Source organism: Verrucomicrobiia bacterium, from assembly GCA_035629175.1.
GTDB lineage: Bacteria > Verrucomicrobiota > Verrucomicrobiia > Limisphaerales > DASXHY01 > DASXHY01.
Window position 1 is genome coordinate 1 of sequence record DASPIL010000057.1, and the last position, 15,498, is coordinate 15,498.

At 58.7% G+C, this 15,498-nt stretch carries 13 protein-coding genes; 6 read left to right on the top strand and 7 right to left on the bottom strand.

What is annotated here, in order from left to right; translation table 11 throughout:
- Positions 1–347: 347 nt before the first annotated feature.
- From VEH04_09000 to VEH04_09020, 5 genes are read left to right on the top strand one after another with little or no spacing between them, the layout of a single operon-like run.
- Complete coding sequence (locus VEH04_09000) at positions 348–1,184, top strand: segregation/condensation protein A (protein ID HYG22906.1); 837 nt, start codon at positions 348–350, stop codon at positions 1,182–1,184.
- Positions 1,177–1,950: an SMC-Scp complex subunit ScpB gene (scpB, locus tag VEH04_09005; GenBank protein ID HYG22907.1), complete on the top strand. Its 774-nt coding sequence runs from the start codon at positions 1,177–1,179 to the stop codon at positions 1,948–1,950. The genes VEH04_09000 and scpB overlap by 8 nt, the downstream gene beginning before the upstream one ends.
- A 34-nt stretch (positions 1,951–1,984) precedes the next feature.
- Positions 1,985–3,046 carry a prephenate dehydratase gene (gene pheA / locus VEH04_09010; GenBank protein ID HYG22908.1) on the top strand — a complete coding sequence of 354 codons (1,062 nt, stop codon included), beginning with the start codon at positions 1,985–1,987 and terminating at the stop codon, positions 3,044–3,046.
- A 6-nt stretch (positions 3,047–3,052) separates the two neighbouring features.
- A complete protein-coding gene (locus VEH04_09015) occupies positions 3,053–4,024 on the top strand; it encodes a KpsF/GutQ family sugar-phosphate isomerase (GenBank protein ID HYG22909.1) in 972 nt (323 codons plus the stop codon).
- 51 nt (positions 4,025–4,075) lie between these two features.
- Entirely contained in the window at positions 4,076–6,163 is a 2,088-nt protein-coding gene (locus VEH04_09020) for a thioredoxin domain-containing protein (protein HYG22910.1), read from the top strand.
- 33 nt (positions 6,164–6,196) lie between these two features.
- Here VEH04_09020 and VEH04_09025 read toward each other — a convergent pair whose 3' ends face one another.
- The 3 genes from VEH04_09025 to VEH04_09035 all read right to left on the bottom strand — a co-directional run bounded on the left by VEH04_09025 (position 6,197) and on the right by VEH04_09035 (position 9,768).
- Positions 6,197–6,640, bottom strand: a complete 444-nt coding sequence (locus VEH04_09025; protein ID HYG22911.1) for a response regulator — start codon at positions 6,638–6,640, stop codon at positions 6,197–6,199.
- Between the two features lie 67 nt (positions 6,641–6,707).
- Positions 6,708–9,281 (bottom strand): GAF domain-containing protein, encoded by a 2,574-nt coding sequence (locus tag VEH04_09030; GenBank protein ID HYG22912.1) that lies wholly within the window; start codon positions 9,279–9,281, stop codon positions 6,708–6,710.
- Positions 9,282–9,348: 67 nt separating this feature from the next.
- Positions 9,349–9,768: an Rrf2 family transcriptional regulator gene (locus VEH04_09035; protein ID HYG22913.1), complete on the bottom strand. Its 420-nt coding sequence runs from the start codon at positions 9,766–9,768 to the stop codon at positions 9,349–9,351.
- Positions 9,769–9,898: 130 nt separating this feature from the next.
- Between VEH04_09035 and VEH04_09040 the strand changes: the two genes are divergently transcribed.
- Positions 9,899–11,137 (top strand): LL-diaminopimelate aminotransferase, encoded by a 1,239-nt coding sequence (locus tag VEH04_09040; GenBank protein HYG22914.1) that lies wholly within the window; start codon positions 9,899–9,901, stop codon positions 11,135–11,137.
- A gap of 27 nt (positions 11,138–11,164) precedes the next feature.
- Here VEH04_09040 and VEH04_09045 read toward each other — a convergent pair whose 3' ends face one another.
- The 4 genes from VEH04_09045 to VEH04_09060 form a co-directional block, all read right to left on the bottom strand.
- Positions 11,165–12,376: a response regulator gene (locus tag VEH04_09045; protein ID HYG22915.1), complete on the bottom strand. Its 1,212-nt coding sequence runs from the start codon at positions 12,374–12,376 to the stop codon at positions 11,165–11,167.
- Between the two features lie 77 nt (positions 12,377–12,453).
- The gene (locus VEH04_09050) at positions 12,454–13,734 is read right to left on the bottom strand and encodes a response regulator (protein ID HYG22916.1); all 1,281 of its coding nucleotides are present in this window, start codon (positions 13,732–13,734) and stop codon (positions 12,454–12,456) included.
- Positions 13,735–13,850: 116 nt separating this feature from the next.
- Positions 13,851–14,582 (bottom strand): dTMP kinase, encoded by a 732-nt coding sequence (gene tmk, locus VEH04_09055; protein HYG22917.1) that lies wholly within the window; start codon positions 14,580–14,582, stop codon positions 13,851–13,853.
- On the bottom strand, positions 14,579–15,325 hold the full coding sequence (locus tag VEH04_09060) for a thymidylate kinase (protein ID HYG22918.1): 747 nt from the start codon (positions 15,323–15,325) through the stop codon (positions 14,579–14,581). Before VEH04_09060 ends, tmk begins: the two co-directional genes overlap by 4 nt.
- Positions 15,326–15,498: the final 173 nt, after the last annotated feature.

The window sequence follows — 15,498 nt, forward strand, 5'->3', positions numbered from 1 at the left end:
TCTGCAGGAGTTGGCACTGCGCCTTGACCGCAGCCTGGAGTATCCCGGCCAATTGACGCCTCTGTGGAGCGGTTGACTCTCAATTTACCCACCGTCCGGTCGATGGTGGGCCGCTCTTTGAAATCGCCCTAATCAAACCCTCATCTGAACGCTCACGGGTGGGGTGTCTTCAGTCGCCTTGAGGTGCCTCCTCAAAACAAGACACGCGCCGCTTTTAAAAAATGACCGCACTCCCATTTCCCGTAGTCCCTCCTACCTTCCGGAATCCTTGCGGGCAAGGGTCTGCCATTGCCAACCCGATTTTGCGCGCTTACGATCTTTCACTCCGCGGCCGATGCGCGGTTCCGATGTCCGAATACAAAGTCAAATTCGAGGTCTTTGAAGGCCCGCTGGATTTGCTCCTCTATCTCATTCGAAAGGAGGAGGTCGACATCTATGAGGTCAACCTCACGCGCCTTGCCACCCAGTTCATCGAGTACATCGACACGATGCGCATGCTCGACCTCGATGTTGCGGGCGAGTTCCTGGTGATGGCCGCGACACTGATGTACATCAAGAGCAAGGAGCTGCTCCCGGTGGAACAACAGGTGCAGACTGAGGGCGAGGACGAGGGAGAGGATCCGCGATGGGAATTGATTCGGCAGCTCGTTGAATACAAAAAGTTTAAAGATGCCGCGGCGCAACTTCAGACACTCGAAAGCCGGCAGGAAAACGTGTTTCCGCGGCGGCCCGGAAAGATTGAGTTTGAGCCTGAACCCGCGCGCGGCAAACCCGAGGTTTCGATCTTTGACCTCGTTAACGCGGTCAATTCCGTCCTCCAGCGAATTTCAAAAAAAGATGACGCGCGCGACATCTACGAGGACAAGTGGAGCGTCAGCGAGAAAATCGAGCATGTGCTCGGCATGATCGCGTCCCGGCCGCGGCTGCGCTTCTCGGAATTGTTTGCCGATGCCAGCACACGACCCGAGGTGATCTGCACCTTCCTGGCGCTGCTGGAGCTCATTCGGCTCAAGCAGCTGGTTTGCGAACAGGCGGAGAACTTCGGCGAGATCGAAATTGTCCGGCGTGCACCGGAACCGCAGCCGGCCGAGGCCGCCGCACCCCCGGCCCAGCAGGAACCCCCGTCCAACGATTCGTCCGCCCTGCCTGACAGCGGGCCGGCTTCATTCGAACACAATGGATAACGAAATACCCCAGCCAGAGGCGGAGAGCTCCCCCGCGGTTCTTCCGGCCGAACTCAAGTTCATCCTGGAAGCATTGCTCTTTTCCGCCCAAAAGCCACTCAGCCTGAAGGAAATCCGGGACGCCCTGGCAGGTGCCGTGGAACACGCGGAAGGCGATGCGCGCGCCGCCGCATTCAAGAAAGTCAGGGAACCAGAAATGATTGCCACGCTCGAGGAACTGGCGAGGGACCACGACGCGGCGGCTAGAAGCTATCGTCTTGCATGCATCGCGGGATCCTGGCAGTTCGTAACGCTGCCGGATTATGCGCCGTGGCTGAAGGCGTTGGTCGGGGTAAAGGCACGCCCTCCTCGACTCTCCCAGGCCGCGCTTGAGACGATGGCGATCATTGCCTACCGGCAGCCGATCACCCGCGCGGAAGTGGAGCAGATTCGCGGCGTAAGTGTGGACGGCACAATGCAAACCTTGATTGAGCGCGGGTTGGTCGAGCAAACCGGCAGGGCTGAGGCGGTGGGGCGTCCAGCGCTTTACGGCACCACGGCGGTGTTCCTGGAGTATTTTGGATTGCGAAGCCTGGACGACCTGCCTGCAGCCGAGGAGTTGCGGCGCATTGTCATTGAAAAGCCGGCCGCCCCATTGACGGCGGACCCTGGGCTGGCGACAGTTCCGCCTGAACCGTTGAAGTCCGCTGAACAATCGGTTGTCGTGGAAACCTTACCTGAGGCGACTGAAAGCTCCCCCGCGACGGATAAACCCACTGCGGATTGATTCTTCGAGGCGGTTTCTCCATTCTGCCCCGGCTGTGAATATTTCCGACCATCGCAAGGCCATCGACCTTCTGGATGCGCAGATCGTCAAGTTGCTGAACGAACGCACGCGGCACGTGCTGGCAATTGGCGAAATCAAGCTCAAAGCAGGCGAGGAGATCTATGCCCCGCACCGAGAGCGCGCAGTGCTTCAGCGGATCTGCAAACTGAATGAGGGTCCGATGACCGATGATTCGCTGCGGGCCGTGTATCGCGAGGTGATGTCGAGCGCGTTGTCCTTGGAGAAATCCCTGACGATCTCGTATCTCGGGCCGGAAGCCACGTTCACACATCAAGCCGCGATCCGGCGCTTCGGGTCCAGCCTGCGCTATGCGGCGCAGAAGACGATTGCTGATGTCTTTTCAGAGGTGAGCAAGAACCGCGCGGATTACGGCGTGGTGCCTGTCGAAAATTCCACGGAGGGGGTCGTCACCCACACGCTCGACATGTTCGTCGACAGCGATCTCAAGATTGTGGCGCAAATCATCCTTCCCGTTCAGCAGTGCCTGATGAGCAATTCTCCGCGGTCACAGTTGCGGAAACTGTATTGTCATCCGCAATCACTGGCCCAATGCCGCGGCTGGATTCAAAACCACCTGCCGCAGGTTGAAATCATCGAGACCTCCTCGAACGCCCGCTCGGCCGAACTCGCCGCGAAGGAAAAAGGTGCAGCCGCTGTGGGCGGAATTCTTGCAGCGGAAAAATATGGTTTGAACGTTTTGGAGCAGGACATCCAGGATAACGCTGCCAACGCCACGCGCTTTCTCGTTCTCGGGCGTCGCTGCAGCCCGCCGACTGGCAGCGATCGCACGAGCCTCATGGTCAGCGTCAGCCACAAGGTTGGGGCATTGCATCATGCACTCGCGGCATTTCGGCGAAACAAAATCAATCTCACCAAAATCGAATCGCGGCCGAGCAAGCGCAAGGCCTGGGAATACTTCTTCTTCATCGACTGCGATGGCCATCAGCAGGATCGCAAAGTCGCTGGGGCCATCACAGCGCTGGAAGCGGAGTGCAGCTTTGTCAAAGTTCTTGGGTCATATCCGAATTCCGACTGACTCGCCATGAGCCATCTCGCCCGCGCCCGCACGGTTTTCGACATCGAGCTCGCTGCGATCAAAGCCGTGCGGGCGCAGCTCGACTCGCAATTTGACCAGGCCGTGGACTGCATTGTCGCCGCGCTCGCCAATCGCAGCAAAGTTGTCATCGTGGGCATTGGCAAATCGGGCAACGTGGGAGGCAAAATCGCCGCCACCCTGACGAGCACTGGATCCACTTCCGTCGTGCTCAACAGCGTTGACGCCCTGCACGGCGACGTCGGGATTGTGAATGACGGCGACGTCATCCTGGGCCTGAGCTATTCGGGCGAGTCGGAGGAATTGTTAAACCTGCTCCCGGCCCTGAAGCGGTTTTCAGTCCGTGTCATTTCCATGACAGGCAATGCGAAGTCTGCCCTCGCAATGCACAGCGACATCGTGCTGAACGTGCGTGTGCCGAAGGAAGCATGCCCGTTCAATCTCGCGCCGACTTCCAGCACCACCGCAATGCTCGTCATGGGTGATGCACTTGCCATGGCAGTCCTTCAGGCGCGCGGGTTCAAGAAAGCTGACTTCGCACGGTATCATCCGAGCGGAGCCATCGGACGCGCCATGCTGCTGCGCGTGGGCGACATCATGCGAAAGGGTGAGCGCAACGCGGTGGCGCGCGAGGATCTCACCGTAAAAGAGGCGCTGCTCGTCATGACCCGCGCGAAATCAGGGAGCTTGTCAGTGATCAATGGGCGCGGACGATTGGTTGGCGTGTTTACCGACGGCGATTTCCGGCGGTGGATGTCGGCGGATGATGACCTGCTTTCGCGCCGCCTCAAGTCCGTCATGACGCCGAGACCGATTGCGATTCGCGACGAGGCGCTCGCGGTTGAAGCGCTCAAGATTTTTGACGAAAGGAACATCGACGATCTCATTGTGGTCAACGCGAAGCATGAGCCGGTCGGGATGGTGGATTCGCAGGACCTTCCGAAGCTCAAGATTGTGTAGGAGCGTCAATTCTTTGCGAGGCGCGCCCGTTGGGGTTAACGTGACGCACCCATGGCAACCAGCAGCACAACCGGCCACGCGCACACGAATCGTTTGGCCCGAGAAAAATCCCCCTACCTGCTCCAGCACGCGCACAATCCCGTGGATTGGCATCCGTGGAGCGACATTGCTTTTGAAAAGGCGCGTGCGGAGAACAAGCCGATCTTTCTCAGCATTGGTTATTCAACCTGCCATTGGTGCCATGTCATGGAACGGGAATCGTTTGAAGACGAAAAGGTGGGCGCCTGGCTGAACGAGCATTTCGTGAGCATCAAGGTGGATCGCGAGGAGCGGCCGGATGTTGACAAGATCTACATGACGTTTGTGCAGGCGACCACTGGCTCGGGTGGCTGGCCCATGAGTGTTTTCCTGACGCCAAATCGGCAGCCGTTCTTTGGCGGGACCTATTTTCCACCCGACAACCGATACGGCAGGCCGGGTTTCCTGACGTTGCTCCAGCACATTCACCAGCTCTGGCAAAACCGCCGTGAAGATCTTCTCGAGTCCGCGGCGGAAATGCATTCGCGGCTTGCAGGAATGATGGCGGTTGAAAGGGGCGAGGCCGAAGCCCCGGTGAACCGCGATCTGCTTCGAAAGGCGGGAGCATTGTTGAAGGAGCATTACGACCCGCGTCACGGAGGTTTCGGGGGCGCGCCCAAATTTCCGCAACCGAGCCATCCGGCATTGCTGCTGCGTTACGCGGCGCGATTTGACGACAAGGAAGCAACACAGATGGTCCTGCACACGTGTGAACGCATGGCCGCGGGAGGCATTAACGATCAACTGGGCGGCGGCTTTTCGAGGTATGCCGTCGACGCGGAATGGCTCGTGCCTCATTTCGAAAAGATGCTTTATGACAATGCGCAACTGGTCTCGCTCTACCTCGACGCATATTTGGCGAGCGACAATCCCCTTCATGCGAAAGTGGCGCGCGATGTCCTCGCGTACGTGCAACGCGACATGACGCACCCGGATGGAGGCTTCTATTCGGCGGAGGATGCGGACTCGGAAGGACACGAGGGAAAGTTCTATTGTTGGACGCGCTCGGAGCTGGCCGGTCTCCTGACGCCCGAGGAGTTCAATGTTACGGCCCGCCACTTCGGCATCACGGAAGGCGGCAACTTCGTCGATCACAGTCATCCCGCGCCATTGGCCAATCAGAACGTGCTGAGCATCGCGAATCCAGTCGCACCAGCGGATGCTCCTCTGCTTGAATCGGCACGGGCAAAGATGATCGAGGCCCGCAGCCGGCGCATTCGCCCGCATTTGGACGACAAGGTTCTGGCCTCATGGAATGGACTGATGTTAGGCGCCTTCGCGAGAGCGTATGCAGTTCTTGGAGATCAACCCTTTCGCGAGACGGCCGAGCGGAACCTTGCATTCATTCGATCCGCGCTATGGGATGCTGATTCGCAAACGTTGTTTCATCGCTGGCGCGAGGGCGAACGCGACCAGGTTCAACTGCTTGAAGCCTACGCGTTTCTTCTGCAGGGCGTGATCGACCTGTATGAAGCCACGATTGATCCTGCCGTGCTGGAGTTTGCGGTTCAACTCGCGGAATCCTTGTTGAAACGTTTTTACGACAGCGATGCTGGCGGATTCTGGCAGAGCGCGGCGGAGTCCACGGATTTGATCCTGCGGGTGAAGGAGGCGTATGACGGCGCGGAACCGTCAGGAAATTCGGTGGCGATTCTTGCGTTATTGAAGCTGGGCGCGATTTGTGAGCGCGATGAGTTCACGGCTGCCGCGCGCAAGAGCCTGCAATTGTTTGCCGCGCGATTAGAACATTCTCCACAAGCCCTTACCTACATGCTGCATGCCGTCGATTTCAGCTGGCAGGAGCCCGTGCGCATTGTCATCGCCGGTGATTCGAAGGATCGGCATGCGATGGACTTGATCCGTGCGGCACATGGCGTGTACCAGCCGAATAGGATCGTCATGGGAAATCGGGGTTCGGTGGATGCGTTTGCCCAAACGCTGAAGGGAGAACCGAAACCGCTGGCCTACCTTTGCAGTGGAATGACGTGCCAGGCCCCGACGGCCGATCCTGAACACCTGCGCAATCTGGTAGCGGGAAATCGCGCGGCGGCAAGCGGCTAGCCCAACGCGATCTGCAACGAAACGAATGTTCGGTCAGGGGCTGGGCGCTGCAATGTCGGGCGACTTCGATTCCATTGCCGCATCCACAGCCTGCACGAGCGCCTCCCCCTGTGGCGGTTTGACGTAGTAAGCCTTTGCGCCGAGTTGATGAGCTTGTTGACGATCCCGCTCTTCTGGAGAAGACGTGAGCACGACAACGGGGAGGGTGGAGAGCGTTTCGTGCTGGCGAATCCACTGCAGCACTTCAAACCCGTGCACGTAGGGAAGCTTCAGGTCCAGAAAGACAAGCAACGGAATGGGAAACTGGGAACGGTCCTTAAACTTGCCGACCCCGCCGAGGTAGTCCAGCGCCTCCTGCCCATCCATGACCACGTGCAAAGGGAGTTGAATGTTTGCCTTTCTCAATGCCCGGCGCATGAGAAAAACATCGTCTTCGCTGTCTTCGACCAATAGCAGAGTTCGCGTCTGATCTGTCATAAATCCTCACCGTCGCCGCCCGCTCGCCATCGGGCGCGGACTGCCGTTCTTTTCTGAATACACGATTTCAAGGCGCCGGAGCGGGTGTGCTGGCTCCCGGCAACTCCAGCCAGAAGCGGCTTCCCGTGGTGCCATCCGAAACCACGCCCACCCGTCCGCCCATGCGTTCGACCGCTTTGCGCACAATCGCGAGGCCGATTCCCGTGCCCTCGTATTTGCGCTCAGGATGGATTCTTTCAAACATTCCGAACAGCCGATGCTGATATTCGGGACGAATGCCGATGCCGTTATCTTCAACCCAAAATCGCACCCATTCCCCGCGCCGCTCCGCGGCGAGTCGGACTCGTGCGGTCTGACCCGGCAATACGAACTTCACCGCGTTGCTCAGCAGATTGGATACGGCCTGTGACAGCGAAGGTTCGTGGGCCAGGACGTCGTGCAGAGGTTCAACCAACTCAATTTCTGCCTGCGGGGCCTGCATCTGCGGATATTGCAGCAGGATTTCGCGCAGCAGCTTGCTCAACGATACGGGTTGCAGCTGAATTTCACGGCGGCTCAACCTGCTGTAGATGAGGATATCCTGGATGAGCCGATCCATGCGCGCACCGCTGCGCACGATCCGCTCCAGGTAATCGCGCCCGGAATCGTCCAATTGGGCGCCGTGATCCTCGAGCACGGCACGGGCGTAGCCCTGCATGGCGCGCACTGGCGCCCGCAGGTCATGTGAGACGCTATAGGAGAATTCCTCCATCTGCGCGATCGCTTCGCGCAGGGAAGCCGTGCGCTCGTCCACGAGCCGTTCCAGCGCCTGCCCGCTTTTTTGCCTCTGCAATGCGAACGCAATCTGGCTGGCAATCGTCTGCGCCGGACGCACCTCGTCAGCAGTGAAGAAGTGCGTCGACGTGTAATAAATCATGAATTTGCCCAGCAGCTGCTTTTGGTTCGTGATGGGAACGAAAGCCAGCGCCTTGATTCCTTCCCGTTCCGCCGCTTCCCGCAGTTCAGGCGCCAGGTTCGCCTCCGCAATGTTGTTGATCCACAGTACCTCCGGATCCGGGTCGCCGGCCGCCCACGGGGAGTGGCCTTCGGCCGCGCGGCGATAGGTTTCGGACAATCCACGCCACGCACGGAAGCGCATCAGGCCCTGCTCGTCGTATAGAAGAATGGAAGCGCGATCCGCATGGTGGCAGCGGCAGATCGCATCAAGCGCGGCCTCGTGAATTTCCGGCATTGCACTCGCCCGGTTGACGGCCGCTACCAATTCATACAAGGCGCGCTGCTGCAATTCCGTCTGCTTGGATGCGGTGACATCGAGTGCCACGCCTGAAACGCCAAGTATTTCGCCCTGCGCATTGCGCCGGGGCGAAACAAACACGTCATAGAATTTTTTCCCGCCCGGCAGGCTCGTGCCGACCTCCAGCCGCCGCGCAGCGCCGCTCTCCAGCGCCTCCCGCTTCAACGCCATCAACGCCTGGCCTTCGGGTCCCGGCAATAATTCGAGATCGGTTTTGCCGAGGGCTCCCGCATGTTCTGGATGCGATGGATAAAGCCACACATAACGCAGGTTCCTGTCCTGCTCGTAAAGCGTCACCGATTCTGAGTGGGCCGCGAGACGAAAGCGCTCTTCGCTGAGCCGCAAAGCCTGTTGCGCTTTCAACCGTTCTGCAGCCTCGCGCTCCGCGGTTTCCCGGAGGCGGATGCTCTCGATGACGTCAGCCGCCTGCCGCGCGAGCAGATCCATCATCCGTTCGTCCCGTTCTGACGGCCGGTGTGGCTTGGGAAACTGGATCGAAAGAACTCCGATAAGCCGATCCTCGCAGGTGATCAACGGTGTGCTGTGCGCCGCGCGGAATCCGGCGGCGCGAGCCGCGTCCCTGTGAAATTCCATCGCTGGATGTGTTTCGACATCTTCGATGATCACGCGTTCGCGGCGAAGGAAAGCAAGGCCGCAGGTGCAGCTGCCGGGTGTGACCACTTCGCTCAGCTTGAGAAAACTGGAATCGAATCCTTCCGCCACTGCAACACGCAGACCTTTTCCATCAGCGTCGGACAAGGACAGAATGCCCATCGTCGCGTGGTGAATCTCAAGCGCCGCGCGCAGAATTTCGCGCAATGCGGCATGCAGTTTCAGGGGTGCAGCCAGGCGCGCGCTGATTTCATGCAGCTGGCGCAGGTCTGCAACCTGGCGTTCCAACTGGGACCGCACCCGGGCAAAGGGGCCGGACGCGGCCGTTTCGGGTGTGATGACGCTCAGCGTGACGATGTAGCCGCTTGGGACGAACGGCGCGGCCGAGAGTTTCAACCATCGGTTTCCCTGGCTTTCGAAATACTCCCATTCTGCGGTCCCGGATTGCTCCATCGCCGCGCACAATTCGGATTTCATGCCGCCGCCGAAGAGATCCGGTAATGCGTCCCAAACCAGCTGTCCTGCGATGTCGCCTGGTTTGCAGGAGAGAAGGTCCGCCGCGGATGCGGTCATTGACTGGACCCGCCAGGCGTTATCCAGTGCGAGAAAGCCCTCGCGCGGGGCTGCCGTCGGCGCATCGGCGACCGTTTCGAGCTGCGGCGAAACGTGGAGAACAGATCTCTCCAGAGCTGCATCTGCCTCAGGGCCAGAGCGTTCTGTGGGCGCACGATTCACGGCTGATAAGGGCGAAATGAGAAACCGCCGACCCGGATGCAGACATGGGGTAAAGACCTACCCGCCCTCAAATATAATACATTTTGTCTTTCTCATTTGCCTGATCGAGCAGGTATTGAAACGTGATGCGATCGGCTGCCGCGGTGGCGTCGGTTTTCAGCTGCCGCCAGGCTCCTGCAAGCTCGAGAGGGCATTGGGGATCGGAAAGAGCGGGAGTGTCGAAGACTTCGCCATGTACGGCCCTGAGAACGTCACCCAGCGAGATTTCGGCCGGCGGGCGCGCGAGCAGGTAGCCCCCTTCCTTGCCGCGGACGCTGCGGACGATTCCCATCGCTTTCAGTTCAATCAGGATTTGCACGAGGTAATTCGCAGGCACTTGTTGTTCGCCTGCGAGATCCTCGATGCGCACCGCGTTCCCAGACGTCACGTGACGCGCCAGTCCGAACACGGCGCGCGCGGCGTAATCGCTTTTGAGCGAGAGCTTCACCTCGCAACGTTAACGAACAGCAGCTAAATCGCAATCATTCCCGCCACGGTTGCACCCACTTGCGCCATCAAAGTTGTTCCACTAAGGTCTCCGCCCGTTGCTTGTTCGTAATCCGATTGAGAGGATTTTCATGGCGCACCTGAATGACAATTATTTGAAGCTTAAAGCCGGCTATCTCTTCCCTGAGATCGGGCGGCGTGTAAAAGCGTTTTGCGATGCAAACCCCGAGGCTGCAGCACGGCTGATTCGCTGCGGGATTGGCGACGTGACAGAACCGTTGCCGGCCGCTGTTGTCGCTTCCATGCACAAGGCCGTGGATGAAATGGCGAACCGCGGCACATTCAAGGGCTATGGTCCGGAACAGGGCTATGAATGGCTTCGCCGCGCGATAGCGCAGAACGACTTCCGGGATCGCGGCCTTGACGTGGCAGACGATGAGATTTTTGTCAGTGACGGCTCGAAGTGCGATTGCGGAAACATCCTCGACATCCTGGGCCATCGCAACCGCATCGCGATCAGCGATCCTGTTTACCCCGTGTATGTCGACACGAACGTGATGGCGGGGCATACAGGCGAAGCGAACGAAGCGGGCGCGTACAGCAAGCTGGTTTATCTGCCGTGCCGGCCATCCAACGGATTCATTCCCACGCCGCCGAAACGGCACGTCGACGTGATTTACCTCTGTTCTCCAAACAACCCGACTGGAGCGGCCGCAACGCGCGAGCAATTGGAAGCCTGGGTGAAGTATGCGCTGGATCACAAGGCGATCATTCTCTTCGACGCGGCTTACGAGGCCTACATCACGGATCCCGCGATCCCGCACTCGATTTACGAGATTCCTGGCGGACGGGAATGCGCCATTGAGTTTCGCAGTTTTTCGAAGAATGGCGGGTTCACAGGAACGCGCTGCGCTTTTACTGTCGTGCCGAAATCCCTGCTGGCACAGACACGCTCGGGTGAGTTCAAGCCGCTTCACCCGCTCTGGTCGCGCCGGATGACAACCAAATTCAATGGCGTTTCATACGTGGTGCAGCGTGCCGCAGAAGCCTTGTATTCGCCTGAGGGCAAGGAGCAGGTCAAAGCGTTGATCGAGCATTACCTCGGGAACGCCGCAGTATTGCGAACCGGTGCAAAGAAGGCCGGCCTGAAGGTTTTCGGCGGCGTCAACGCGCCGTATATCTGGGTCCAAACGCCCAAGGGAATCACAAGCTGGGAAGCGTTTGATCGTATCCTCAACAAGGCGAACGTGGTGATCACGCCTGGCAGTGGATTCGGATCAAAGGGGGAAGGTTACTTCCGCATCAGTGCCTTCAACAGCCGCGCGAACGCGGAAGAGGTTGCCCGGCGGCTTCAGGAATTGAAATGGTGACGCGGGCTGGACGTTCAGGAGAACGGCTCAGTCCGTATGTCGCGACCCGATGAGCATGCTGGCCTCGTTCCGCCAGGTGGCCAGGCGATTGTCGCATCGGATTGCGGCGAGATAATTTACGTCGAGCTCCGCGCCGCGTCCGGGAATCGAGGTGTGCGAAAGTTCGTGCTCCAGGACGTTCGCGACATGAATTGCCCCCAAGGGTCCCAGCGTTCTGCAATCGCTTGCCGTGGGCTGATGATGAAATGCGACGGCTTCGACAATCGACGCAGGCAAGCCCCAGAGTCCGAGAAGATATGCGGCGACTCCTGCGTGGGTTGCGCCCAAGACCTCCAACTCCGCTTCGTGCAGCGGAAGATTGCGTTCTGCCGCGATTGTGAGGGCCTTTTGAAAGTCTTCCGGCGTGCCGTCGGCGAGCATCAGTTTGCCAATGTCATGCAGCATGCCGGCGATGTAAGCATCCTCGACGTCGGACGGGTCGGCCTGCTCGTACTGCATGATCATGCAGGCGATGCGGCCGCACTTCATGCCGTGATCCCACAACTGGCTGACGGAGAAGCCCTTGAGGTTGGTGCGTTCGAAGCAGGAAAAGATGTGAGCTGACAGGACCAGGGAACGGACGGTTCCAAGGCCCAGGAACTGCACCGCTTCAAAAGGGCTTCCGACCTTTCGTGATAAACCGATCGCCGCGGAGTTTACGATCTGCAGCATCTTGGCCGTCATTCCCGGATCACGAGCAATGACACCAGCAATGTTTTCTACGGAGGGACTGTCGGAGTTCAGTTCCTTCATGACTTCCACGTAGAGCGAAGGGAAGCTGGGCAATGAACGGAATCTTCCAACGAGCGCGCGGATTTTTTCGTTCTGCAGGTATGCGTCCAGTCCTCGAATGCGCTCGAGGGTATTCTTGAGCGCTTTAAGGTCGAACGGCTTTGCGAGAAATTGGTGGGTCGAACCCAGCGAACGCGCCACCTCCTCCTGGTCGTTCAATCCGGAAACCACGATGCGTGATGTGCCGGGAAAACGTTCGCGCGTGTGTGTGAGGAGTTCCAGTCCCGACATTCGCGGCATGCGCATGTCCGAAACCACGACGTCGAAGCTGCAGCGTTCCATCAGCGCGAGAGCGTCGTGGCCGCTCTCAGAGGTGCTCACGTCCCATTGCGCATCTCCTTCCAGCATTGCCTGGTACATCTGCAGGAGGATGGGATTGTCTTCAACAAAGAGTATCCGTTTCTTCATCGATCCAACCAGTGTCGCAGTCTGCGGAGAAGCTGAAATCTGTCCGGCTCGAGCCGGCTGGCTGTCAATCCCGGCGTTCACTTCATCAACCTTGCGCCGGGCAGATATACCGTGAAGGTGGTACCTTTTCCGATCTGCGTGCGAACATGCAATGCTCCCCGGCCTTCGCGAACGAGTCTTTGGACAATATTCAGCCCCAGGCCGGTTCCCTGTTTTGCGCCCTTGGTTGTGAAGAAGGGCTGGAAAATGCGCGGAAGAACTTCCGTTGGAATTCCCGGGCCGGTATCGCTCACCGACACCTGCAACACGGGCGTGCCGTTGTCAAAACCTTCCACGTTGATGAAGCGGTTCTCGGCGTCGTCGCGGAATGCCGCCAGGTCCAGCGGCTCATAAAGGACAGTTCCTGAGATGACGACATGATGCGCGATCGGCGTGCATTGAAACGCGTTGATGATCAGATTCAGCAACACCTGGATCAGGTCGGTGCCGTTGATCTTCACCCCGATGTCTTCGGCCAGCGGTTGCATCACGAACGTGTTCTGCTGCAGGGCAGGGTGGACATTCACCAGGTGCTGGAGATCCGCGAGCAACTGGTTTACTCCAACGCGCGGCGCCTCGTCGGATTGCTTGCGAAGGAAACCCAGGTAACGGCGGGAAATCTCGATGCAGTTGGTGATCTGCCGGGTGATGATCTTCAGGCGCTCCTTGAGGAAATCGACGTCCTCTCGCCCAAGATTCGACGCCCCGTTGAACCGCTGGTTCATGAGTTGAACGAACCCGGAAATCACCGTGAGCGGGCCGTTGATGTCGTGGAGAATGCTCGCGTAAATTTCTCCGCGCGTGTTCGCAATCTGCTCTTCGATCCGCTGGTTCTGCAGTTCCATCAACAACCCCTGCAGCTTCTCCTCGTTATCGTGAATCTCGCTTTCGAGCGTCCGCCGCTGCATCGCATGGCTGACCGCCGCGCGGACCGTCGACAAGTCGAAAGGCTTGTTGATGTAGTCACAGGCGCGCAGGCGCAGGGCCTGGCGGATCGTGTCAGTGGTCTCGAAAGCCGTCATCATAATGACCTGGACGTCGGGACTGACCGCCTTCAATCGCTCCAGCGTTTCAATGCCTGACATTCCCGTCATGCGAATATCGAGCACAGCCACGTCGACAGTGTTATCCTGCGCGAGTTCAATTGCCTGCGAACCGCTGTCAGCCATCAGGATGTGGTAATCGTCCTTGAAAATAACACGCAGCGACTGGCGCGGACCCTCCTCGTCATCAACAATCAGCAGGGTGCCGCGCCGGGTTCGAGCCCCGGCACAGTCACCGCTTATTTCAACGAAATCGGATGCAACAGATGACGGCATATGTCCATGAGACCACGACTGAGCGGTCAGCTCAGTGAATCGGCGTAAGCGCCGACCGCTGAACACTTTTTTCGGTCATGGGGAACACGGGATTCACCCCGCCGCCCCATCTTGAACTACCTGCCTGCCAACACCCGCCCTATCTTGCGCCGCAACTCGCCGGTAACGGCATCCACGGAACGATTGCTGTTCACAATGGTAAAGCCGTAAGTCTTTTGCAACTGCCGAAAGGCGCCCTTCATTGCGGTCTGATACTGTACAAAGCTGTCGAAGAGGTCACGCGATAATCCCAGGTCCATGCCGCTTTCCCAATAATCCAGGGTCGCGTTCTTCGAAAGATTTCGCTGAACCAGCTCCTCCGCATCCACTTCAAGATAGAAAACCGCGTCGGGTTCGAGTGCGATTCCATACAGGTTTTTCAGCCACGTTTCATCCATTCCCCGCACCATGTCCCGGGCCATCAGCGTGTAGATGTAACGGTCCGCGAGCACAATGAATCCCGCCTTGAGCGCCGGCAGAATGATGTTCTCGAGCTGATCAGCGAAATCGGTCGCATAAAACAACCCAAGGGTCGTGCGGCTCAGAATATTCCCGCCCTGCGCGCGCTCCAGTTCCTCGCTGACGAGGGTCGACCGCTTCAATCCGACCTGAACCGTCGCGTGTCCCGTCGTTTCCAGCCATTCGACCAGCCGCGCAATCTGTGTCGAACGCCCGGAACCGTCCGCTCCCTCGACCACGATCAGCTTGCCCACAAGCTCTTCGAGCTCAACGCCCGGAATGCCGTGCCCATAAAAGTTCCGCGGGCCTGCCGGCGGGACGACGATGTGATGCCTTTTCCGCGGCTTCATTCGACAGGTTCATCCTCCAGGTCCACCACCCGGCCAACCTTCCGGGCCGGCGGCAAGGGCAATGGACTCCTGCGCTTGAAGGCTGAGAGCTTGATGCGTTCGCTCAGTAATTGGCGCACGATTCCCTGCTGTGCCTCAACGCGCTGATTGGCATCGATGACAATGAACTGGAACTCCGTGCTCATCGCCAGGTATTGCTCGAGGATGCGCCCCTGAAATATCCGGAAGCTCTCATAGGGATCGCTTGAGAGCCGCAAATCCATTCCCGCCTCGAAGAACTTGAGCTTCGGCCGGCCTTCCAGGATGCGATTCAATGAAACTTCGAGGTCGGCCTTGAAGAAGAACGTGATGTCTGGAAGCGCGGCGAAATTATACATTCCGCGCACCCATTGCGGCGGGCAACCCCGAACCACGTCGCGCGCGAACGCCGTGAAAATGTAGCGGTCGCAAAGCACCACGTAACCTGCGCGCAGCAACGGCAGCAGATGCCGTTCATAGCGATCCGCGAAATCGGTTGCGTGGATGAGGCTGAAGGTCGTGGGTGTGAGCAGTTCTCGTTTTTTTCCTTTGCTCGTGGCAGACTTCACGAGTTCGGAGGAGTTCCATTCGCTGAAATAAACGCGAATCCCTTCGGCTTCCAACCAGCGTTTTAGCAGGTAAATTTGCGTCGATTTTCCGGATCCGTCCAATCCTTCCACTGCGATCAGCCGCCCGGGAAAATTGAGTTCCGCAAAAGTTTTCATCGAATCGTTCGCAGAAACTAGATCTTTGCAGGGGCAACACAATGTTTTTCAAGCAGACGCGCGCTGCCCGCCGGACAGGCCTCCTTGTCTGCCGCGAAGCCGGGCTTCCAGCCCTCGGGCGGAAGGATGCCTGGGGCCGAGCATATTATCGATTTTCGGCGCCCCTCCGAGGC